Source organism: Brevibacillus daliensis, from assembly GCF_021245735.1.
Classification (GTDB): domain Bacteria; phylum Bacillota; class Bacilli; order Brevibacillales; family Brevibacillaceae; genus Brevibacillus_B; species Brevibacillus_B daliensis.
This window is the reverse complement of the sequence record NZ_JAJISB010000019.1, coordinates 1-21537: the sequence shown is the minus strand read 5'-3', so window position 1 is coordinate 21537 and position 21537 is coordinate 1. Positions and strand designations below refer to the sequence as shown.

The following is a 21537-nucleotide window of genomic DNA, read 5'->3' as shown; positions in this document are numbered from 1 at the left end:
TATCATGAAAAAAGATCACTTCCAGGATATCATGGAACGTGAAAAAGGGCTGCACAGGGGTTTAACAACCCCGCAGCTCTCCATGATCGCAATTGGTGGGGCAATTGGGACAGGACTCTTTTTGGGAAGTGGATTAGCAATTGGTCAAGCAGGTCCCAGCGTAATTCTCAGTTACGCAATCGGTGCCATTGTCGCCTTATTGTTAATGGGCTGTCTGGCTGAAATGACAGTTGCGCATCCTACTTCCGGTTCGTTCGGTGCTTACGCCGAAAAGTATGTAAATCCATGGGCAGGCTTTACGGTTCGATATTCGTATTGGTTTTGTCTGATTTGTGCAGTTGGAACAGAGGTAACTGCAGTTGCTGTTTATATGAAATACTGGTTCCCAACCGTTCCAGGTGCTGTTTGGGTCCTTCTTTTCTCAGCTGTCCTTATTTTCGTCAACGCTACAAGCGTTAACATGTTTGGTCGTGTAGAATATTGGTTCTCTCTTATCAAAGTAATTGCAATTGTAGGATTTATTTTTCTTGCTACCTATCTGATTGTAGGTCCCGGACCTGAAAGCATTGGTCCACAAAACTATACGAATAATGGCGGTTTCTTCCCTAATGGATTATGGGGAATGTGGATAGCCATCTTCATCTCACTCTTTAGCTATCTCAGTATTGAAATGATTGCAGTAAGTGCCGGAGAAGCGCAAGAACCTGAAAAAGCTGTGCCGATTGCCTTGCGCTCCGCTGTCATTCGTCTCATTGTTTTCTATCTGGCTACCCTTACGCTAATGCTGATGATCGTTCCTTGGAAGGATGCTGGTGGAGACAAGAGTCCATTCGTAGCCGTAATGGAAAGTCTGTCTATTCCTGGCGCTGGTGGAATCATGAACTTTATCGTCCTGATTGCTGCTCTCTCTGCGATGAACAGCCAGCTATACATTTCAACGCGGATGATGTTCTCCTTGTCCCGAGCGAAGTATGCTCCAGCCAGCTTCGGCAAATTGAGCAAACGTGGTGTACCTGTAACTGCCCTCATTTTATCAACAATCGGTATCACTTTCGCAACGCTTTTCACCATTTTCTCTCCTGAAACAGCCTTTACAACGATGATTTCACTATCCAGCTTCGGTGCCATGTTTACGTGGTTCATGATCTTCGTCACCCACCTGTTCTTCCGTAAAAAATGGAATGAAATAGGCGGACGTCAGCTACCAGTCAAAATGATTGGTTACCCGTATCTCACAATTCTTGGTGCATTGTTATTGGCAGCGGTAGTTCTTTCAACCTGGTTCTCACCAATGTTTGAATATACGCTCATTCTCGGCTTTCCATGGTTAATTCTCATCACGATCGCCTACTTTATCTGGAAAAAGGCAAATGCCAAGTCATCAAGTGATCTTGATAAAGAACCAAACAAACATATTTCCAGTTAATTCAGAAATATCAATCAATATCTTTTCCAACAGCAAAATTATAAATGACAGATCGAGAAAATTCCTCTCCACGCTCGTTTACTGCTGTTATTTCTAAACAAAGATTATAAATGCCGGGGTCACGAGGCGCTTCAAAATAACTCGTGGCTCCTCTTTTATTACTCACAGTACGAACATTTTTCTTGCCGTCCATCACTTTTAACTTGTCAGTCTTTATTAATGCAGAGCGATGAAGCAAGTCTTCCTGAATAGAAAATAGATTACTCTCGATCAAAAGTTCACCTTGTTCACCTGGATCAAACAGCTTTTGTTTCCCTTTAATCAGAATCTCACTATCACTCTCAACTTGGGCGTACATAAAGTAGGCATCTTGTTTCCCATTCATGGAAATGCTCCACTTGCCTGCTTCAGGCGTGTCTATCATAAATCCATTGTGGACAGCATTCTGGAAGATCACGGGGGGTTCTGAAGCACCTTGCTCTTTCTCGTTTTTATTATTCTCTGGCTTCACTATTTTAGGAGAGTAGATTTTACCGCTTGGACTGATCAGCTTTACTTTCGTTCTCTTATCTGCTGTCATAACATCAATCATAATCTCTTCCACACCACTTTCTAACAGAAAAAAGTCATCAGTCTTCCCTGCGATTTCACCACCTCGTAAAATCATGTTGGCAAGCTTTTCCTCACCTTCGTCCTGCACTACTACATCATCTGTCCTTTGTAGCTCTTCATCCGTTATCTTCATCCCATATGAAAGTCTCGATTCAATCTTGTCCCAAACATAATTGGCATCTGTCATTTCATCGTGCGAGATATCAAGAGTAAAATGATTTATACCATAGGGAAGACCATGTGCAGAAGCTGTGGAGACAGCGCCATCATCCTGCCCAGGTAGTACGGCATGGGCAAACCAAGTGGCGGAGAACCATCCATCATCTCCAGTTCCCGCAGATGTATAGGTTTTGGCTAGTTTTGCTTCATTTTTCTGATCCGTTTGTTGTCGAAAGTTCGCCATATAGGAGGTTTGCAGAGAGTAGACTGCATCATCTTTCTGACCAAGTATGGCAGCTAACCAAGAAGTCCAGGTGGAGTAAGCCATATCAGCCAGCTCAGAACCACGATTGGGGGTAGCCAGCTGATGGACCGTGTGTACATAAGGTGCTGCTCCATAATGAACAAGAGCTGCCTGTGTATCAATGCCACCTTTTGAATGGGCTACGATTGCCAGTTGATCTACCTCATAGTGTTGGGCAACTTTTTTGATCAAATCGGCAAGCACCTGACCATTCGTCCATATATTACCGCCGTCGCCACCTTCTGCATCCTTAAGCTGAACAAAAGCAGTTCGATAGCCAGCGATGTATGCTGCTTCGTATAGCCCTCCAGTACGGTAAAACGTCTTGTAATTGGAATGAAGACCTTGGACAAAAAGAATGACAGGCTTGTCCTCTGAATAATTGGGTGGTACTGCCCCGGTATACCAATCACCAAACGTGCCAGTTGGATTATCGTCTTGAAGAGTGGGGGCGGGAATTGAGGCATATACAGTAGTGGGAGAAATAGTTGAAGTTACAGATGAGATGATGGTCAAGGTAAGAAAAGCTGGGACTAAATGAGATACTCGCACATTGATCCCTCCTGATTGGAAAAAATATCCTTTAATAACATCATCAGTATTTTTATCAGAATTGTCAATTATTTTTTTAAAAAAATAATTAATTTTTACATTATGTTTACAATAAAGAAAAAAGTGAAATAGACGGAACCGAAATAAGAAAAGCTTCTATCGAAGCCTTTTCGAAGAAGCTGGTCCTTCATCAGCGGATGCTTTTCATGCGTATCGGGATGAGAGGCTTCGTAGTTTATACATTCCGATACAGTTAAAAAGGCTCTTTCCTGGACAATACAGAAAAAAGCCTCTCTCAACTTATAAATAACTTATCCCACTTGATTAGCAGCATCTACTGGCTTCACCATATCAACTTTGATGCGAAGCTCTTCTGCATTTGCTTCTTCTTCATCACGTAATCGATGTGCCATGCGGCTCGAAGCATTTGCTGCTATACTGCATACCATATCGTCCAAAAACGTGTGGACTTTACCCGATACTTTATTATCTAACTTTTTAATAATACCAATTTTCTGTTTATCCAGATGTCCAAATGTCGTAACTGCAATGCTTCCATATCCAAATACAGAGCCTAGTGCAAGAGTCTCATCGCAGCCAAACAATCCTTCGTCTGCTGCTACGATAGATTGCAACGGTTCTGATAGCATACCTTTTTCGGCCAATTTATCCAGCTCTACTCCCACAAGCAATGCATGTTGAATTTCTCGCTTGTCTAAAACAGCCTGCACACTTACAAGGCATGCATCTATAGTCAAGCTTGGATAATAGGGAGACTGCATGGCGTGAACGATCTCCGCAATGTCTGTTAATGTTACACCGCGCTCTTCCAAGCTCGCGAGCGCTGCGTCTTTTACTTCCTGGCTGTGTACTTTTCTAATAGTCATCTACAGCTTCCCCCTGTTATTTACTATTTAGCTTATTTTTATATAGTATCACATTGAGCAGTAGATGCGCCTGTACGATCCAAAAAAAGAAACAGTAATATCTGTTGTAAATTCGACTCTTTCTTACATAAAAAAAGTACCGCTAAATAAAGCAGTACTCTTTTTCGATACTTTGGTTCATTTTCTGCTAGATAATAGATGATAATTTCTTTCGATCTACTCTCCTGAACCTGACGTGGGACCTGGATCAGGTTGTTTATCAATGCTTTTGATAGACTGAACTGTCATGCTTGTGTCTGTCCTCAGGATCGCTCGAATGAGAATAAACAAAAGAATAAATAATGTGCTAATTCCCAAGAAGGCAGAGGTCATAATTAGGGGACTCTTCAACATACTCCCCTCCTTTCCCCTTATCCATTCCCTGAAAAAGGAAAGGTTATACAAGAACATTGCAACATTATACATCGATTAAATTTTCTGTTAATATAAAGGGAAGCGTAATCATTGAATTGGATACCTATGAGGTAAGGAGGTTTTTTATGACATACAGTATTGTCCTGTTTCCAAATAAAGAAGTGCAAGAACGCGCTAATTCCTATCGCAAACGGTACGATCCTACCTATGCATTAATTCCGCCTTTCATTCGTCTAAAGGAATCTTTTGCGACAGATGAAAATGAACTAGAAAAAATCAAAGCTCATCTACAGGAAGTGGCAAGCAACACATCTCCGTTTTCGTTGACGTTCCATCGGGTATCTACCTTCCATCCAACCACAAATGTGATCTTTTTGTCTTTTCAAAACAAAGAAATCGTGGAAAATGTGCATAACAAGGTTCTCTCTTACTTTAACAGTCATCAGGAAGAGTTTATTTTTGTTCCTCACTTAACAATTGGTCGCGATCTAAGCGACGGAGAGTTAAAAGATGTCGTGGGAAGACTAAGTATGATGAATATTAACGAAACCTCCAGCTTTACACAAATCCATTTAATCAAGCAACATGATGATGGTCGCTGGAAAATCGAACAATCCTTTGATTTGACAGGCGAATAAGTATATGCTTTAACCTAATCCTTCCCTCGGATTCTATACGAGGGAGGATTTTATCTATTAGTAGGAGGGGAACTTACATGAAATCAACCTATCAATTTAATATCGTTGAAACTGAAAAAGAATTACAAGATGCTATGAACGTACGCCGCATTGTATTTGTACACGAACAACAGGTCCCCGAAGAACTGGAGATTGATGAGCACGATACGTTATCCTGCCCAACCATCCATTTTGTCGCCTACCAAGGAGAACATCCTGTTGCTGCTTCCAGGCTTCGCCCTTATGAAGCGGATATTGCAAAGGTGGAGCGTGTTGCTGTTCTTAAGGAAACTCGTGGAACAGGATTGGGTCGCGAGCTCATGCTTGTAATGGAGGAGGTAGCTAAAAAGAATTCTTTTCATACTTTAAAGCTATCCGCACAGCTACATGCTCAAGCATTTTATGAAAAGTTAGGGTACGTAGCATATGGTGAAGTTTTCGAAGACGCAGGCATTGACCACGTCATGATGGAAAAATCTCTCTAATGTTGCTTTTAAAAAAGATGAGCGGTTTATAAAAAAGAGATACTAAACTAGACGGTTTCAAGATCATAAAAAACTACATCTTTAACGTGTAGGATCTGAATCGTGGGCTGGATTAAGTAAGATACGTCTGAAATAGAAACCTAATCTTCTAAGCTTTCAAGTCTATGTCCAAAGTTATGGACGATGAAAGCTTTTTTTTGTTTATTGTAATAGGTTTTAACCCTATTCTTTGAAGGGCAATAGCTGTACAAAGACCTGTAATACCACCGCCGATAATCATAGCCTTTTGATTCATTTTTGCCCTCCTTACATTATGGTGACAATAAAAGAAAATGATAAAAAAGCGCAAAGTGGAATATAAAGAAATGTATCCATCATAGAGAATTTCGTTCTTCTTTCTTTCTTGAAAATCCCAAAATAATGAAAATCGCCAATGACTCTCAAACAAAAAACAATAGCACAAATCCAAGCACCTACTTGGACAATCAAATATTTTGTAGGTAAGGATATGTGATTGCCCTGAAGAAGGAGAATAACTCCTGCCATGCTTAGCAATAAAGCAACAAGCAAGGTCATTCCAACACTAGGTGAAAATGCCCGTTCACCTTCTTGTTCAGGGATAACAAAATTCATTCCCCACCTTCCACCAAATGCCCAAAAAACATGAAGCAAACTAAGAGCAAACAAGGTGCAAGCAGCTATAATTGTTATGATCATGACCATTACATCCTCCTATTCTTTACAAATTCCTATCCACATCGATATCACTTGTAGAAAAATATGCTCTTTTCATACTTTTTTCTATTTTCTCTTAGCTTATCCTACACTCCGAACAAAAAAACAGGTGTGCACTTCATGCCCTATCTTACATGCATTACCTGTCTTTTATTTTCCTTCTTACTTTATGATTGTAGGGTTCCTCTTCTAATCTCAGCCAGTTTACGAATTTTCTCCAAGGATTGCAGGGAAGCACCATAGCTGCCAAGTGGAGCATGGAACTCTTCATCGCCTCTGATACCATGATAATCGGAACCACCTGTAACGATGAGCCCGTAATCATCAGCTAATTGTTGATAATACGCTTTATTCTCCTCGCTGTTATCAGGATGGTGTACTTCAATACCATCTAATCCAAAAACAATCAATTCCTCTACAAGTTCATCATTATGATACAGACCTGGATGCGCAAGAACAGCTACTCCACCGGATTTTTTAATAAGAGTAATAGCTTCCTCTGGGGCGATTCGCTCCACATTCACATACGCAGCCCCACCCTCGCCAAGATATTTGGCAAATGCATCATTAATGGACTCCGCATGCCCCTTCAGTATCAATTCTTCTGCAATATGTGGGCGTCCAATATTTTTGCCAGAGCTGGTTTTCCGACGGTATACATCTTCAACCGTAATATCGATACCAATTTCTTGCAAACGAGTAATCAGCTTTACATTGCGCAAATGACGTACATCTCTCAGTTCCGTAAGTCTTGCTTGAAACGCAGGATCATTATAGGGAACATAATAGCCTAATACGTGAATATCACGCCCATTGTGAGCCGTACTTATTTCAATACCGGGAATGACATCAATTCCTAGTTCCTCCCCAGCGGCAAGTGCTTCTTCTACTCCTGCAATCGTATCGTGATCGGTAATAGCTACGGCTTGTAACCCTGCTTTTTTGGCTAGTTGTACATTTTCTGACGGAGATGTGGTTCCATCAGACGCCTGTGTATGAGTATGAAAATCACATTGAATATTCATCTTTATCACCCCAATAAAAATCATTCTGAAAAAATGTTTCTCCTCATATATCTGAAAGGAAACGAACCACAAGGAGGGAGTCTTTGTGCAACTGGAAAGCAAAGCATTAATTGGAATGGTTCAACCGCTAAGTAATGTGGATCAGACTCTGGTACAACAAGGTTTTCGCCGGATCGGCAATAATAACTCCCCTGTATATGATGCCACCATCTATGATTCATCTACCTCGATGACCTATTATTTGCGAATCCCAACTCATTTTGCACCGTTTCAAGGTGAACAAAGTGAACCGTCCGTCAAAATTGGCTCCCCTTATCTCAAATGTAAAAAAGCAATGCGTAATTCCCGAGATGGACTCGTTATTCCCCGGGCAATCAAGGCTGCAGCAGAACACAAGCTAGCTGAAATAGCCGATTATCTGAGTAGATCGTCCTCTTCTTTTGCACAATAATCTTTCAATACTCCACTCCCTATCTTATCACAAAAAAGGGAGTAACTTCACTAGTTGCAGTCATTTCCGCACTTTGAAGACTCCCTTTCATTATGTATCCTTTTTGTATCTTCTTACATTTTCCTGATTATTTTCCTCGTATCATCAGTCGATTTTCTTTGAATTCATACTCAAGCCTTCCTTGCTTGTTCAGTCCGACCACGTATCCCATAAATGCTGTTCGAAACAATACGTAACTCGTCATATTCGTGATGTTGATTTCTCTTTTTTCACAAATGATCTGAAGTCCCTCCTCTAAACTGGAAGGATGTATCGTATATAACTCATGAATTTGCTCCAGAATTGTTTGGTGGTACTCCAGATTATATTGAAGCGTCTCCTTACAATCCGTTTCAAAATCTCCATGTCCAGGTATGTATCCCAGGTAAGCAGTTTGTTGTAACAACCTTACACTTTTCACTGTTTCCTCGGCATCCACAAGAAAAGGCAGGCGATGCTTTTGTAAAACCTCGGGTGAATAATAACTATCTGCTGCAAAACATATCCCATCCACAACCACCCCACATTGATTCCAGCTATGTCCGGGCAGTGGAATAATCTCGAAAGTCCGATCACTGATTTTCAGAGGACCCTTTTCTGGAAGTAACTGATCTACACGTGATGGTTCCGCCAACAAAAATTTATTGCGTAATTCTGCAAGTGGTTCTGCCCCCATGCCTAAATAGATGGGCTCTAGAATTGGATTCTCTATAATAGCCGCTTCCAGAACAGGAGCATATACACGAGTATTTGGGTACTGAGCCAGCAAATAATGATTCCCGCCAAAATGATCTGCATGAGAGTGTGTCTGGATAATGGCATGCAAGGGCTGGGAGATCTCGTCCAGTCCTTTCTTTGTTTTCTTAGCGGTTTGGGTATCTAATCCAGAATCAATCAATACCGCACCATCTGCCGTTACAACGATTCCGATATTTACGCTCCCCGGGAAAAAACCTATTGTTTCTGTTATCATCGTAGGCGCATATGTTTTTGTCATTAAATCATGCACATCCTTCTTTTTTTATTACGTATATCAGTATTTCCATGACAAAGTGTCCGTTTACACGTGATGTTCCTTCTATTTGTTTTTCCTCAATAACAGGGCAAAATCCTGTTCATTATCGACTTTTCCAGTCCTTACGTTCCATGAACATTTTCTACATCTCACTGAATTAGGCATAACTGGTTTTGACTATCCTTTTCTACAACTGTTATACTAATCGTTATATAGAATTTTTCCTATTGAGGTTTAAGTCCAAACATACCAATCTACACCGTCTTGTCCTAACCTTTACAATTACCAGTATATTATATATAGAAACTTTTAAGAAAGATGGAGGTGAATTCTCCCCCTTTACAGAAGCTAAGGGGTGGAGACAGTCTTGGGCGATATACCGATAGGTCCGTCGAACCTTCTTACTGGAACAGGTTTGATATTGCTTGCCATTTTTTTGGTTCTTCTGAACGGATTTTTCGTAGCAGCCGAGTTCTCCTTGGTGAAAGTGCGCCAGTCGCGCTTGACTCAATTAGTGAACGAAGGCAGTAAGAGCGCCGTTTATGCGCAAAAAATTTCTCATCAACTGGATGCCTTTCTGTCAGCTTGTCAGCTTGGTATCACGTTGTCTTCACTTGGCCTAGGTTGGGTCGGTGAACCAGTTGTATCAAAATTGATTGTGAAACCTTTGCTGGGTACCTTTATTTCGTCAGAAGCGTACTTGTCTACCATCTCAATCACGGTGGCTTTCGGTATTATTACGTTTCTGCACATCGTTATTGGTGAATTGGCACCGAAATCATTGGCTATCCGGCGCGCAGAATCCACAGCACTCTGGGTTTCAGCGCCACTGTTGCTCTTTTACAAATTAACCTATCCTGTCATTTATATCCTAAATGGCACAGCCAATGCATTATTGCGCCGCCTAGGTATAGAACCTGTTACGGAAAATGAGACAGCTCATACGGAGGAAGAGATTCGCATTCTCGTGAATGAAAGTGAGAAAAGCGGCCATATTGACAAAGACGAGCGGGATTTGGTTGATAATGTGTTTATTTTTTCTGAGCGGCTTGCCCGTGAAATCATGATTCCTCGTGTTGACATGATCGTACTGTATGATGACAACACATTTGAAGAGAATCTGGAGATTATTCGCGAGCATCGTCATTCCAGATTACCATTCGCTCATGAAGACAAGGACAAAATCATCGGTTTCGTACATTCGTCCGATATCTATCTGGCAGCATTAAATGGAGGTTCGGCTGATATTCGCAATTTCGTCCGTCCCATTCTGACCATTCCAGAATCAATGGAAATCAGTCATGTTCTTCGTCAAATGCAAAAACGTCGGATACAGATCGCAATCGTTATTGACGAATATGGTGGTACCGCCGGGTTTATCACGATGGAAGATATCTTGGAAGAAATCGTTGGTGATATTCAGGATGAGTTCGATGAGTATGAACGACCTGAAATTGAAAAGAAAGCGGCTAACATGTTTTCCGTTTCAGGAAAAATGCTACTTTCTGATCTGAACGATTTTCTCCCGGTTCATCTCGAATCTGATGATGCTGATACCATTGCTGGTTGGGTGTTCGGTCGATTGGAAGAAGAAGTTGAGCTTGGTAAAGTAGTAACATTTGATCAACACAAATTCACTATTACTGAATATGAAAATTACCGGATTAACCGGATCGCAATAGAACAACTTGATACAGATTCCCAGGACACGCCTGAGAATCCTCAAAGCGGCATACTTCTAGAAGCGTAGCGCCTACAGATGCCCCTCTTTCGTAACAAGGAGGGGCATTTTTTTAGTGGCAAAGGATCGATTACCTTCAAAGTTGCTTTCCTCTAATATTTTTATTTATGACATGGTAAGAAATAATGCCAGAGAAGCAGCAAAAATGGTTGGAGTGAATAACATTGAGAACCCCAAGAATGAGGATTGCAAAAAAACAGGATGAACTGCTCCTTCTCCATGATGACACGTATGCAAAAATTCCCACCTGGCGCATGTATGCCAAACAAGGGGAGCTTTTTTGTCCTATATGCAACCAACAAGTAAACCTGATAGCTGGAATAAGCGAGAAACCATATTTTCAACATGTCAGAAATAATGCTGATTGCCAGGCTGATCAGTGGAAAAGCTTCATGGAGCAAGCCTCTAAGAATACTGAAATAGCTGTAACTGCATTAACACCGGATGGCAACGAGGCATCTTTAGGTCAAGTCACATCAGCCAAAAGTGGTCAAGAGAAAGAAACAGAAACCAAAATTGGCGGATTCACGTTACCAACGAATCGGAGCATCGGCACAAATCAGGCTACTCTTTCATCCCAGCCTACCCAACCTGCTCATAAAAGCTATCGAATTATGATGAAGCCTAAGAAGCGAATTGAAACCATTGATGAACAGCATCAGACTCCACTGCATCCTGCTCAGGAAAAAGCCGTTCATACAACGGAAGGGCCTACCCTTATTCTGGCTGGAGCTGGTAGTGGAAAAACCCGGGTGATGACTGCTCGTACCGCTTATTTGATTCAGGAAAAAAAGGTAGATCCTCGCTCTATCATGGTAGTTACTTTTACAACCAAAGCCGCCGGTGAGATTAAGCGCCGGCTACAGCAGACACTTCCAGCTGGACAAGCTAATTCGCTTATTGCCGGTACTTTTCACAGTTTGTTTTATCGTATGCTCCTGCATCATCAGCCTGATCGCTGGGACCAATCCCATCTATTAAGGCAGGATTGGCAAAAACGAAAATTTTTACGTGAGACAGGCGCTCTTACTCACATGGATACACCGATCGCCAAGGAATCTGAATTCGAAGCAGTGATGAGTATTATTAGTCGCTGGAAAAATGAGTACATTGTTCCTGGTGAAGCACAGCTACTACCTGCTGAGAGTACGGAAGAAAAACAGGCGCAGGAATTATACCCTCTATATGAGGAGCAGAAAAAAAGATATAGCTGGTTTGACTTTGACGACATGCTGATCGGTTGTTATGAAATGTTAAAAAACGATCCGAAAATCCTTTCCTTTTATCAGGATCGCTTACATTACATCATGATTGATGAGTTTCAGGACAGTAATAAGGTCCAATATGAAACGATAAAATTACTCGCGGCACCACATAACAACCTATGTGTCATCGGTGACGATGACCAATCAATCTATGGCTTCCGCGGCAGTGATCCCAGGTATATTCTAGGTTTTACACAGGACTATCCCGGTGCAAAAACCATTTCTCTCGAAGTAAACTATCGTTCTCGTTCTTCCATTGTAGGATTGGGGTATTCTTTAATAGGTAACAACCAGACTCGTTGGAAAAAAGAGCTGAAGTCTTTCCATCAAGAAGAGGGAGAGTGCTATTTGTTCCAACCTGTTGACGAAGAAGAACAAGCTTCTCGCATTATTGATGAGATTGAAATGAGATTGGACCATGGCGCATCTCCTGGTCAATTCGCGATTCTCTTTCGGACATATGAATCGACACGCCCACTTGTGGAACGCCTCACGGAAGCTGAGATTCCCTTTTCGTTTACGAGAGAGGATGAGCCTTTTTACAGCAAACAAACCGTTCGCTGGGCGTTAGGCTATCTTCGTCTCGCTGTTCAACCGGAAAACGAAACTGCATTGCGAGAAATCATGCCAACATTATACTTATCGTCAACGATTTGGAATGATATTCGTAGCCAATCCATTTTAAACAATTGTCCACAGCTGGATGTTCTGCCTCATCTGACGCAGGTTAAGCCTTTTCAGCGGTCACATCTTCGCAAGGTAACGGAAACCTTACGTACGCTGCATAATGCAACTCCTGCGCATGCACTGGAGACCATTTATGAGGACGTAAAGCTACGAGATTATGTAAAAAAACGGGACAAGGATCGTCCTGAAAAAGAACAAGAGCGCTCTACCGATGAATTACGCCAATTGCTTGTTGCCGCCAAACGTCATCCTTCTCTCTCTCAGTTTTTACGCTATGTAGATGACATGCTGGAAAAAGAAGCCGAATGGCGTAAAAAACCGCAAAATCAACATGATGCAGTCCAACTTCTAAGCATACATCGCGCCAAAGGACTTGAGTTCGATACCGTCTTTGTAGTAGATGCTGTAGAAGGTGCAATTCCCCACGAATTCGCCATGGATCAGGCACGCCAAGGCAACAAGGATGCCATTGAGGAGGAACGCCGCCTCATGTATGTAGCCGTAACCAGAGCCCGTCACGACCTCTTCTTAGGAGTACCAACCGAACGCTTCGGTAGGAAAACTAGAATGTCCCGATTTGTTTCCGAAATGGGACGAGGTAAAAAGGAATAGAATAAAAAACTAGAAGCAAAGCCATTGATAAATAGGCTTTGCTTCTAGTTTTTTTAATGTATTTTCTCTTGTTCATTCCCCTCCAAAGTAATTTACAAACGAAAGGTTAGCTATTTCCCCTAAGCAACCTGTTGTTAACCCGAGTTATTCCTACCAAAAATTGCTAACATTGCCCAAAAAATAAAAAACTTAGCCCCAAATATAAGGGTAGAAAATTGATTTTAAGAAATATAAAAACTAAATACTATTCACTATATAAATTTCTTACCTCATCCATATATTTCGTAAAATTATTAAAAAATGAAGCGGGCGATACAACTTTGACGAATTTACCATAACTAAGGAGAGTATTATATCCGAATACATTATCATTTAGAGGATAGATTACAGAATACCATGTATCATCTACATTCTTAATGTTTTCTCTTCCTAGTAATTCTAAGAATTTATCAATAACTAATTTATTTACTAATAGAGTAACTGGAACTTTATCTTTTTCCATCCATTCACCGCCATTATAGGAGAGTGGTCGATATTCTCTTTTTGAGAAAGTGCCTATGATACTAAGGTTTGATATTCTTGCAAGTTTATAGATATTGAATCGTTCTGTGGAATAACAATAAGCGTCCATGTACCAGCTTCTGTCTTTATATACAACTCTATATGGTTCAGTAGTCTTTTTTGATTCTTCACCTTGTGAATTTATATAGTTAAAACTAATCAATTCATTATTTCGTATAGCTGAAAGTAAATCCAAAACAAGTTTTCTTAACTCCGTATTTCCTTTTGAAAGAGACAAGTCTATTTCAAAATCTGGGGTTTCTCCAATTTTATTTAACTTTAGTATTGCATTAAATGTTGAGTTATCATCTAGTACTTGTAGCCTGCTTTTTAAACTTGTTTCAATTGAAATCAACTCCGTTTTCGACAACGGAGGTTTATTTAACTCAACTGAATCGCTCAAATATATACCACCATTTTTACCTTTTACACAATACAGAGGTATTCCAGACAAAGTAAGGTCGTCTATATCTCTCATAATTGTTCTTATGTTTACATTGAATTTTTCAGATAATTCTTTAGCTGTTGTTTTTTTATGGTCTATTAGGTAAGAAATTATTCCCATATGCCTATCTATTTTCATAAATTCTCCCTCATAAATTTACTTTTAATATGACATACAGTTGCCATATTACCTATGATAGTATCATAGCATAATATAAAGGGAGGTTAATAACCATGAAAGTTAAAAGCAGAGAAACATTTAAATTAATTGGTAGAAGTATTGAGATACAAGGGCAAGGAGTAAATGATGAAAAATACTCGAAAGAAAAAACAGAGTTCTTTAAGGAATTGTTTAATCAAGGCATGATGAAAGAACTTATGCCTATTTCAACAGATAAAAAAGGATATGCTGTTATTATTCCAATAGAAAGCGGAATAAAATACTTTGCGGGTGTAGTATCGGATGATTATAATGACGGATATGAAAGTTTAGAAATATCTTCACAATCTTATGTAGTACTTACTACAAATGATGGAGTTTCAAGGCTCTTATTTGATAAACTTGAAAATGAGTTTTTTACAAATGAAGACAATGCTTCAAAATATAACGGAAAAGAAATTCTTGAAGTTCTTTTGAATGGAAATCCACTGAATGCCGAAGTTGAATTGTGGGTGCCAATTAAAAGTTAGGTTTTGGAACTTTTATCATTTTACTGCTTTATGGTTTGAGAAGTTTTAGTACACGGGACACAATGTAACTGTTTTTTACTGATTTTCTATTTAGGAATGAAAAAGTAGTGAAAAGATCCCCTTAGATTTCTCTCTAGGGGATCTTTTTTATATAGTAAGGGATATTGTCACATTCCTCATCATCCTAACAAAACACACAAAAAAGAACTTAGTTGTTACGACACTCTAAGAGAAGGAACAATCTTCTCTTAACTAAACTAGTACGGTGTTTTATCCCTATCTCACAAACGTGGGGCAGTCCCCATGACCATCAAGCTAAGATTCTAAAGTACCCTGAATTGCATTATACATAGGAAATCAGAGATATTTATTGGTTAATAAAGCTTCAACAATGATAAAGAAGTTGTATAAGGTGAAGCAAAAATTATTTATTTTTGATGGGGTGAAAATAATGATTTATAGTAAAACAGAAAAAACAATAGTAACGGATAGATTACTTCTACGTCTATTTAAAGAATCTGATGCAAAAAATGTTAGCATATTGTGTAATAATTATAATATGTACAAAAGCACATTGAGTTTACCATACCCCTATCCTTTAGAATGTGCTCTTTCATGGATTGCAAACCATGAGCAAAACTTTGAATTAGACCGAACTTATGAATTCGCTATAACAGACAAAAATAGCGGAGAGTTATATGGTTGTATTGGTATTTCAAATCATAAACAATACAAAAATGGTGAAATTGGTTACTGGATAGGAGAAGAATATTGGGGAAATGGATATGCAACAGAAGCAGCCAAAGCAATTTTAGAATTTGTTTTTAAAGAGAAGAATTATCATCGTGTGTATGCACGTCATTTTAAATCAAATCCAGCATCTGGAAAGGTAATGGAAAATTGTGGAATGATATACGAAGGTACTCTAAAAGAGCATATTTATAAAAACGACTCTTTTGAAGATATTGTTTTTTATGGTATTTTCAATCCAATGAAATAAGTATAATATGTGGTATTTTTATTATGCAATCTTACTATATTGTTCAACAAATTATCAAAAACCATTAAAATTAGGTTGTCTATTAAGACAACCTAATTTTGTGTAGCAAATCAACAATTTAATCTAACAGAGCCTAACGCGATATAAGTAAGAAGATCCTTTTTCATGGTTGCTTTTGACATTGTTCGTAAACTAGGGATACGTTCTTTTATCGCAGCAATTGGTCTATCCCCACCATATACTGCGAGTTGATCATGACTCCATTTTTTCGCGCCTGGCGAAGCCCTTGCCGAGCGAAGCAAAAAAACCGGGATCTGTAACGCAACCCGTGACTCACCTTCGTGAGCGTCACGACTTTTTGCGTTTCCCCGGTTTTTTTACGTAGCGGCCAGTCTCCTCCTCACGGGGGCGAAGACGAGCGCGAAAAAATGGAGATATGCTTCGGGCTTATCGACCCATAATATTATACCCTGCATCTACATGCAGCACTTCCCCGGTGATTCCACGAGACAAGTGACTGAACAGGAATAGGGCTGTATCGCCAACTTCTTCTTGGCTAATTGTACGGCGTAGTGGAGCTTTTTCTTCAATCTCTTTTAGAATTGCATTAAATCCGCTAATTCCTTTTGCTGCCAAGGTACGGATAGGACCTGCTGAAATCGCATTAACACGAATATTGTCTTTGCCCAGATCACTAGCCAAATAACGAACACTCATATCAAGCGCTGCTTTTGCTATACCCATTACGTTATAGTTCGTCATGACACGTTCTCCACCCAGGTAAGTCAGTGTTACAATACTTCCGCCTTCTGTCATCAACTCACGTGCACCTTTTGCCACAGTTACCAGTGAATAGGCACTAATGTCATGTGCAAGTGCGAATCCTTCACGGGAAGTATTAACAAACTCCCCTTCCAAATCTTCAGTTTTAGCGAAGGCGATACAATGAGCAAGACCGTGAAGTACTCCAACACGCTCCTTGATGGAAGCGAATAGTGTTGCTACTTCTTCATCATTAGTGACATCGCATGGAAGAAGGATTTGTTCAGGCTGATCTAGCGTTTTAGCCAGTTCTTCCACATTCTTTTTCAAGCGGTCGCCTTGGTATGTAAAAATTAGATTGGCTCCTGCTTTCGACAAGGATTGTGCTATTCCCCAAGCAATACTGCGATGATTAGCTACACCCATAATTAAAATATTTTTACCTTGAAGTAAACTCATATATAAGTAACCCCTTTCCTTCCATTACTACTAGTACATGTTATCTATATTAGCCTTTTCTACCCTTTCTTGCCAATAGCGTACAACAACTACATCGTGTGGGAATGAAAAAATAGTGAAAATATCATATAAAGAAGCACAGATAGCACAAAATAGAGTCCTAATTTTCGATCCTGTTTTTGCTGAAGTAATGGTACAAGATGACTTGCAGCCACATATAAAAATACGCCAGCGGATAAGGCGAGCCCTGCCTGATTCCAGGAGGCAGAGATGAACATACCTGTCAGTCTCATAGTAAAAGCTCCAAGCATGGTAGCCAAACAAAGCCCTACCCCACCAAGAAATGCCATTACTCTACTGCGTGTAGCAGCTAATAAGAGTGAGGAAACAGTTACACCATCTGGCAGACGGTGAAGAATTAATCCAATCATCAAGGGAATTGCTAGCGAGGCATGAGCCTGCATACCTGCTGCCAACGAAAAACCTTCAAAAAAAGCATGTAAATAAAATCCAAAGGTGACGCCCACCATGTTATTCGCATTAACTTTTTCTTGATCATTTCGCACATTCTCCAATAAAAATAACAGCATAAATCCTACTAGCACTAGCGGTAAAAAGCGATTCCCTTCACCATCCATAGCATGTGGCAACAAATCAAGTATCGTCAAGGAAAAGAGTATACCGCCTCCTATGCTGATCATCACAAATAGAGATGCTTCCGACCACTGCCGTCGAAAACAGATCACAAAGCTTCCCAGTAAACTTGCAGCACAAACAAGAAATAGGAGCAGCATGAATGAAGGATGCCATTCCATCTTTATCCTTCCTTCCCATTGCTTTTCGGACAAACCGTTACCGTCATTGTACGCTCGCCCTTCTCTCAATATGTCCCTCATTTTGTCAGGACTTCAGGTTACCATCGTACTGAAATCAGAGTCTTTGTCCTATTTCCCCGAAACTACACTAGTTTTTAGAACCTTTGTCGATTCCCTTTTTCCCGGAAAAAATGGTGATATAATACAATCAATAACAAGGACAAGCAGGGGAATTTCTTTAATGGGGAGTGATACTCATGAAACAAGAGCATGTTTGGATGGCCTCCAAGGAAGTTGCAGAAAAGCTGGATTTGCATGTGCGAACACTACGAAATTGGCTGGATATGTTCGTTCCTTCTAGTGAGCTACATAAAAACCCACAAGGACATTATTTAATTAGTAGCGAAGGGTTTAACCTGTTGCAAGTAGCGAAGAATCGTAAGGATTCAGGCAACAGCTCACTTAGAGAAATTCAGAGGGAAATGTTTGCGGAAGGTATGTTGTCGCCCGAATTGCTTCAAATGGAATCAGCAGTAACGAAAGCAAACACAGAAGGAAATGTCCTTGCCTATCCCATGACCACTGCGATGAAGGAAGTAGAATCTACCGTCCAGGAAACCTTGTTCCAATTCCAAAGAGAACTAACCAATCTTTCTTCCCTTCCCCAGTTACAAGCATCTATTCTAGAAAAAATTGCTGACATTGAAGATAAACAAGAAGCTCTCCGTTTGGAAATGAGACGTGTAACCTTTGAGATGGATTTGATGCATCAGCGGTTAACACGTCGTAAACATCGTTCGGAACGCTATGATCGTAGATGGTCGCTTAACCCATTCCGCTGGTTTACAAGAAGTAGCCAGCAAAGAGCAGCCGCTGAATAACTACTGCATACTCCAACCCTTCTATATACCATTTTTCCCGGCATTCGGTCGGGTTTTTTTTTGCGCTTTTTACAATGATATAGGATAATGAAAGGAAAACAGATAATAGAGGTACCTATGACTAATTCCTTACTAAACATAGCTGGTTCACGAGTAGTTCTTCGCGACCTTACAGATTCAGATATACAAAAATTTTGGAACTTTCATTATTTAGCTGAGGATCGGGAATTTTTAAACTGGAATGGACCTTATAAACCCATTGAAGAACTCCCCTTTGAAAAATGGGCCACACGATATCAAAACGATCTAACTCTTGTAGGAACAGACGAAGCTCGGGAAGTATTAGTAATCGAAATTGATGGGGAATGTAGAGGAACCGTAGGTCGCTATTGGGTAGACAAAGTAACGAATTGGTGTGAAATAGGCATCGTTATTTACGATTCGTCGTATTGGTCTGGAGGATATGGTTTTGAAGCCTTTTCGCTATGGATCGATTATTTATTCGAAAAAATGGATGTCGTCCGCTTAGGAATTGCTACGTGGTCTGGCAATGAACGAATGATAAACCTAGCTGAAAAATGTGGGATGAGTATGGAAGCACGTATCAGAAAAGCTCGTATCGTTCGAGGAGAATATTATGACTCCATTAAAATGGGGATGTTGCGAGAGGAATGGGAAGCAAAAAAACTTACTATATAAAAAACAAAAAAAACGCAGTGCCATCATTATGTAATGGCTACTGCGTTTTTTCTTATATATGAATGTTTCTTATGAGCTAACATTAACTTCTTGTTTTTGTTGTTGTTTTTTTGATTGGGATCGCTTATAGATACCTGCTCCAAGAACTCCACCAATAATGACGATCTTGATTACCCAATCTACCCAAGGATTAGCTGTATAGAATCCAGCGAATTGTTGTTCATGCGTAATCATTTTTGCAGCAGCCAGAGCTAGAATACCTGCCCCGACAAACGGAATCCATGTGTAACGTTCCATTGCTTTCAGGATCAATGCACTACCCCAAACGATAATCGGGATACTTACTACAAGTCCGATAATAATTAGTAGCATGTCGCCTTTTGCAGTACCTGCTACCGCTACTACGTTATCAATCCCCATCGTCATGTCTGCAATTACGATAGTTTGGATAGCTCCTCGAAGTGTCGTACTTCCCTTGATATCCGGGTCATGTTCTTCCTCAGCCAACAGCTTGTAAGCGATATACGTTAATAGTAGACCCCCGATAAAGAATAGGAACGGTACTTTTAACAAATAAGCTGCCACCAACGTTGCAATAATGCGAATACAAATCGCCATGCCTGTACCCCAAAGAATTGCACTACGCTTCTGGTCTTTCGGAAGGTTACGGCTAGCCATTGCAATAACGACTGCGTTATCCCCACCAAGAAGGATATCGATGGCAATAATCATTAATAAGGCGGTAATAAATTCTGTTTCAATCATTCAACTACCCCTCTCTGCCCTTCCTGGGCTTATTTTGTACCTCTACGAGGATCTTATTGACAACAAAAAAGACCCTCACCTTATGCATAACAGCACTAAGGCAAAGGTCTTGCTAACAACGTAAGGTTGCCAACAAAGCCGAGGATTTTCATCCTGTAATGACGACTTTGCTGTAAAAGCTACTCCCCTTTGATTAGAGAACATATGAGTTACTTCATTTATAGATTTTATCATACGGATAGCCATCCTTGTTGTCAAGAGGAGTTTTCAGTTATGATGTGTAAGAGGAGGTTGTCCTATGAACAAACAATTTGTCATAGAAGCTGTAATGCTGGCGGTTTACGGGAATCTTCTCGTTACCAAGGAAGCTGTGGAATATATTATCCCTTCTTCTACCATCAGTGAACTTCATGATTATGTAAATGATTCCACTCCCATGATGCAAAGTTCTGCAGATGAGGAACGGGTCAGAACAATAATAAAAGAAATGATCCAATATTTTAATATGCCCTTTCATCGTAAACAGATGGAACGATCACTACTAGCACCCTGGTCTGCCATTTCAATCAAATATAGTGAGTTGGTCCAATTTACGATTGTTAAGGCGGAAGATACTTGTATGTGGGACGATTTTTTTGACCCAATTGAAACAGAATTGATTTTAACTGCCATGAAACGAGAGGCTCCCTTGCTGACTGATCAGGATGAGTGGGAAGACAGGCTCTTAGAGTACATGATTCCCATTCAATTTTATGATATAGATGATTTTGAATATGCAATGGAACAAAAATCAGTATAGAAAATAAGCAAAATCGCTTAATCTTTTATAGATTTTAACCGTTTCTATTTATAGAAGGATCAAAGGGGGAAAAAAGATGGAAACTGGTTTAAACAGACTAGACGTGGCATCTTTGGTAGATGAAGAATCAGTATCTTACCTATTTTTTTCAATGGGAAAAGAAATTTTTGGTTTTCCACTAGGATATGTAACGGAAATTGTAAAGCCAATGCCAATTACCACTGTTCCACGATCACCTCAATTTGTAGAAGGGGTTATTAATTTACGTGGAAAAGTACTGGCTGTTCTTCAAATGCGCAAAATGTTTGGCCTTCCACCTGTTGATCTAACTGATGATAGCAGATTCATTGTGATCCAGCTGCAAGGTTTTGAGGCTGCCATTATTGTTGACAGTGTGTCCGAAGTGAACAAGATTGAGTCAAAGAATGTAGAACCCGCCCCTCTAGTAGTAGCTGGTGTTGAGGGAAAATATTTATCTGGTATTGCAAAACAGGAGGAAGCCCTCCTCTTGCTTCTTGATCTACCAACTATTTTTGCACCTTGGGTTCATGAAACACCACAACCATAATGTTATGA

24 protein-coding genes, 1 pseudogene and 1 riboswitch are annotated in these 21537 nt (G+C 40.1%); of the genes and pseudogenes, 13 read left to right on the top strand and 12 right to left on the bottom strand.

The genetic code is table 11. From position 1 onward, the window contains the following. Positions 1–4 precede the first annotated feature (4 nt). The gene (locus LM917_RS14705; protein ID WP_232698290.1) at positions 5–1426 is read left to right on the top strand and encodes an amino acid permease; all 1422 of its coding nucleotides are present in this window, start codon (positions 5–7) and stop codon (positions 1424–1426) included. Positions 1427–1436: 10 nt separating this feature from the next. Here the strand turns inward: LM917_RS14705 and LM917_RS14700 are convergent, their stop codons facing one another. The 3 genes from LM917_RS14700 to LM917_RS14690 all read right to left on the bottom strand — a co-directional run bounded on the left by LM917_RS14700 (position 1437) and on the right by LM917_RS14690 (position 4333). Continuing rightward, positions 1437–3017, bottom strand: a complete 1581-nt coding sequence (locus LM917_RS14700; RefSeq protein ID WP_255668328.1) for an alpha/beta hydrolase — start codon at positions 3015–3017, stop codon at positions 1437–1439. A 347-nt stretch (positions 3018–3364) separates the two neighbouring features. Beyond that, the gene (locus LM917_RS14695) at positions 3365–3940 is read right to left on the bottom strand and encodes a phosphatidylglycerophosphatase A family protein (RefSeq protein ID WP_232698288.1); all 576 of its coding nucleotides are present in this window, start codon (positions 3938–3940) and stop codon (positions 3365–3367) included. Positions 3941–4156: 216 nt separating this feature from the next. Further along, entirely contained in the window at positions 4157–4333 is a 177-nt protein-coding gene (locus tag LM917_RS14690) for a hypothetical protein (protein ID WP_232698287.1), read from the bottom strand. A 146-nt stretch (positions 4334–4479) separates the two neighbouring features. Here LM917_RS14690 and LM917_RS14685 point away from each other — a divergent pair, with 146 nt between their 5' ends. Further along, positions 4480–4992 (top strand): 2'-5' RNA ligase family protein, encoded by a 513-nt coding sequence (locus LM917_RS14685; RefSeq protein ID WP_232698286.1) that lies wholly within the window; start codon positions 4480–4482, stop codon positions 4990–4992. Between the two features lie 77 nt (positions 4993–5069). Next, positions 5070–5516, top strand: a complete 447-nt coding sequence (locus LM917_RS14680) for a GNAT family N-acetyltransferase (RefSeq protein ID WP_232698285.1) — start codon at positions 5070–5072, stop codon at positions 5514–5516. A 148-nt stretch (positions 5517–5664) separates the two neighbouring features. Here the strand turns inward: LM917_RS14680 and LM917_RS14675 are convergent, their stop codons facing one another. From LM917_RS14675 to LM917_RS14665, 3 genes are all read right to left on the bottom strand, one after another. Continuing rightward, entirely contained in the window at positions 5665–5811 is a 147-nt protein-coding gene (locus LM917_RS14675; protein WP_232698284.1) for a hypothetical protein, read from the bottom strand. Positions 5812–5822: 11 nt separating this feature from the next. Beyond that, the gene (locus LM917_RS14670) at positions 5823–6239 is read right to left on the bottom strand and encodes a DUF3995 domain-containing protein (protein ID WP_232698283.1); all 417 of its coding nucleotides are present in this window, start codon (positions 6237–6239) and stop codon (positions 5823–5825) included. Between the two features lie 179 nt (positions 6240–6418). After that, positions 6419–7276: a PHP domain-containing protein gene (locus tag LM917_RS14665; RefSeq protein ID WP_232698282.1), complete on the bottom strand. Its 858-nt coding sequence runs from the start codon at positions 7274–7276 to the stop codon at positions 6419–6421. Between the two features lie 85 nt (positions 7277–7361). Here LM917_RS14665 and LM917_RS14660 point away from each other — a divergent pair, with 85 nt between their 5' ends. Next, positions 7362–7727, top strand: a complete 366-nt coding sequence (locus LM917_RS14660; RefSeq protein WP_232698281.1) for a hypothetical protein — start codon at positions 7362–7364, stop codon at positions 7725–7727. Positions 7728–7854: 127 nt separating this feature from the next. On the opposite strand, the gene LM917_RS14655 is transcribed toward LM917_RS14660, so the two are convergent. Next, entirely contained in the window at positions 7855–8763 is a 909-nt protein-coding gene (locus LM917_RS14655; protein ID WP_232698280.1) for an MBL fold metallo-hydrolase, read from the bottom strand. A gap of 385 nt (positions 8764–9148) precedes the next feature. Between LM917_RS14655 and LM917_RS14650 the strand changes: the two genes are divergently transcribed. The 3 genes from LM917_RS14650 to LM917_RS14640 are packed head-to-tail and all read left to right on the top strand — an operon-like array spanning position 9149 to position 13086. Next, a complete protein-coding gene (locus tag LM917_RS14650) occupies positions 9149–10531 on the top strand; it encodes a hemolysin family protein (RefSeq protein WP_232698279.1) in 1383 nt (460 codons plus the stop codon). Between the two features lie 46 nt (positions 10532–10577). Further along, entirely contained in the window at positions 10578–10727 is a 150-nt protein-coding gene (locus LM917_RS14645) for a hypothetical protein (protein ID WP_232698278.1), read from the top strand. Then, positions 10702–13086, top strand: a complete 2385-nt coding sequence (locus LM917_RS14640) for a UvrD-helicase domain-containing protein (RefSeq protein ID WP_232698277.1) — start codon at positions 10702–10704, stop codon at positions 13084–13086. The genes LM917_RS14645 and LM917_RS14640 overlap by 26 nt, the downstream gene beginning before the upstream one ends. A 244-nt stretch (positions 13087–13330) precedes the next feature. Here LM917_RS14640 and LM917_RS14635 read toward each other — a convergent pair whose 3' ends face one another. Next, positions 13331–14230: a helix-turn-helix transcriptional regulator gene (locus LM917_RS14635; RefSeq protein ID WP_232698276.1), complete on the bottom strand. Its 900-nt coding sequence runs from the start codon at positions 14228–14230 to the stop codon at positions 13331–13333. Positions 14231–14325: 95 nt separating this feature from the next. On the opposite strand from LM917_RS14635, the gene LM917_RS14630 reads away from it, so the two are divergent. Both LM917_RS14630 and LM917_RS14625 read left to right on the top strand, forming a co-directional pair. Then, positions 14326–14781 carry an effector binding domain-containing protein gene (locus LM917_RS14630; protein WP_232698275.1) on the top strand — a complete coding sequence of 152 codons (456 nt, stop codon included), beginning with the start codon at positions 14326–14328 and terminating at the stop codon, positions 14779–14781. Between the two features lie 451 nt (positions 14782–15232). Continuing rightward, complete coding sequence (locus LM917_RS14625; RefSeq protein ID WP_232698308.1) at positions 15233–15781, top strand: GNAT family N-acetyltransferase; 549 nt, start codon at positions 15233–15235, stop codon at positions 15779–15781. Positions 15782–15912: 131 nt separating this feature from the next. Here LM917_RS14625 and LM917_RS24790 read toward each other — a convergent pair. The 3 genes and pseudogenes from LM917_RS24790 to LM917_RS14615 all read right to left on the bottom strand — a co-directional run. After that, positions 15913–16035: pseudogene (locus tag LM917_RS24790) on the bottom strand (glycerophosphodiester phosphodiesterase family protein); the annotation flags it as partial. A gap of 193 nt (positions 16036–16228) precedes the next feature. Further along, the gene (fabI, locus tag LM917_RS14620; protein WP_232698274.1) at positions 16229–17002 is read right to left on the bottom strand and encodes an enoyl-ACP reductase FabI; all 774 of its coding nucleotides are present in this window, start codon (positions 17000–17002) and stop codon (positions 16229–16231) included. Positions 17003–17091: 89 nt separating this feature from the next. Further along, positions 17092–17886, bottom strand: a complete 795-nt coding sequence (locus LM917_RS14615; RefSeq protein WP_232698273.1) for a ZIP family metal transporter — start codon at positions 17884–17886, stop codon at positions 17092–17094. Positions 17887–18074: 188 nt separating this feature from the next. Here LM917_RS14615 and LM917_RS14610 point away from each other — a divergent pair, with 188 nt between their 5' ends. Then, positions 18075–18698 carry a helix-turn-helix domain-containing protein gene (locus tag LM917_RS14610; RefSeq protein WP_232698272.1) on the top strand — a complete coding sequence of 208 codons (624 nt, stop codon included), beginning with the start codon at positions 18075–18077 and terminating at the stop codon, positions 18696–18698. Positions 18699–18815: 117 nt separating this feature from the next. Continuing rightward, complete coding sequence (locus LM917_RS14605; RefSeq protein ID WP_232698271.1) at positions 18816–19397, top strand: GNAT family N-acetyltransferase; 582 nt, start codon at positions 18816–18818, stop codon at positions 19395–19397. Positions 19398–19466: 69 nt separating this feature from the next. Here LM917_RS14605 and LM917_RS14600 read toward each other — a convergent pair whose 3' ends face one another. Further along, entirely contained in the window at positions 19467–20162 is a 696-nt protein-coding gene (locus tag LM917_RS14600) for a TerC family protein (RefSeq protein ID WP_232698270.1), read from the bottom strand. A 58-nt stretch (positions 20163–20220) separates the two neighbouring features. Further along, positions 20221–20362, bottom strand: a riboswitch (yybP-ykoY riboswitch). A 98-nt stretch (positions 20363–20460) separates the two neighbouring features. On the opposite strand from LM917_RS14600, the gene LM917_RS14595 reads away from it, so the two are divergent. Both LM917_RS14595 and LM917_RS14590 read left to right on the top strand, forming a co-directional pair. Continuing rightward, positions 20461–20961, top strand: a complete 501-nt coding sequence (locus LM917_RS14595; protein WP_232698269.1) for an ADP-heptose synthase — start codon at positions 20461–20463, stop codon at positions 20959–20961. Between the two features lie 76 nt (positions 20962–21037). Further along, positions 21038–21529, top strand: a complete 492-nt coding sequence (locus LM917_RS14590; RefSeq protein ID WP_232698268.1) for a chemotaxis protein CheW — start codon at positions 21038–21040, stop codon at positions 21527–21529. Positions 21530–21537 lie beyond the last annotated feature (8 nt).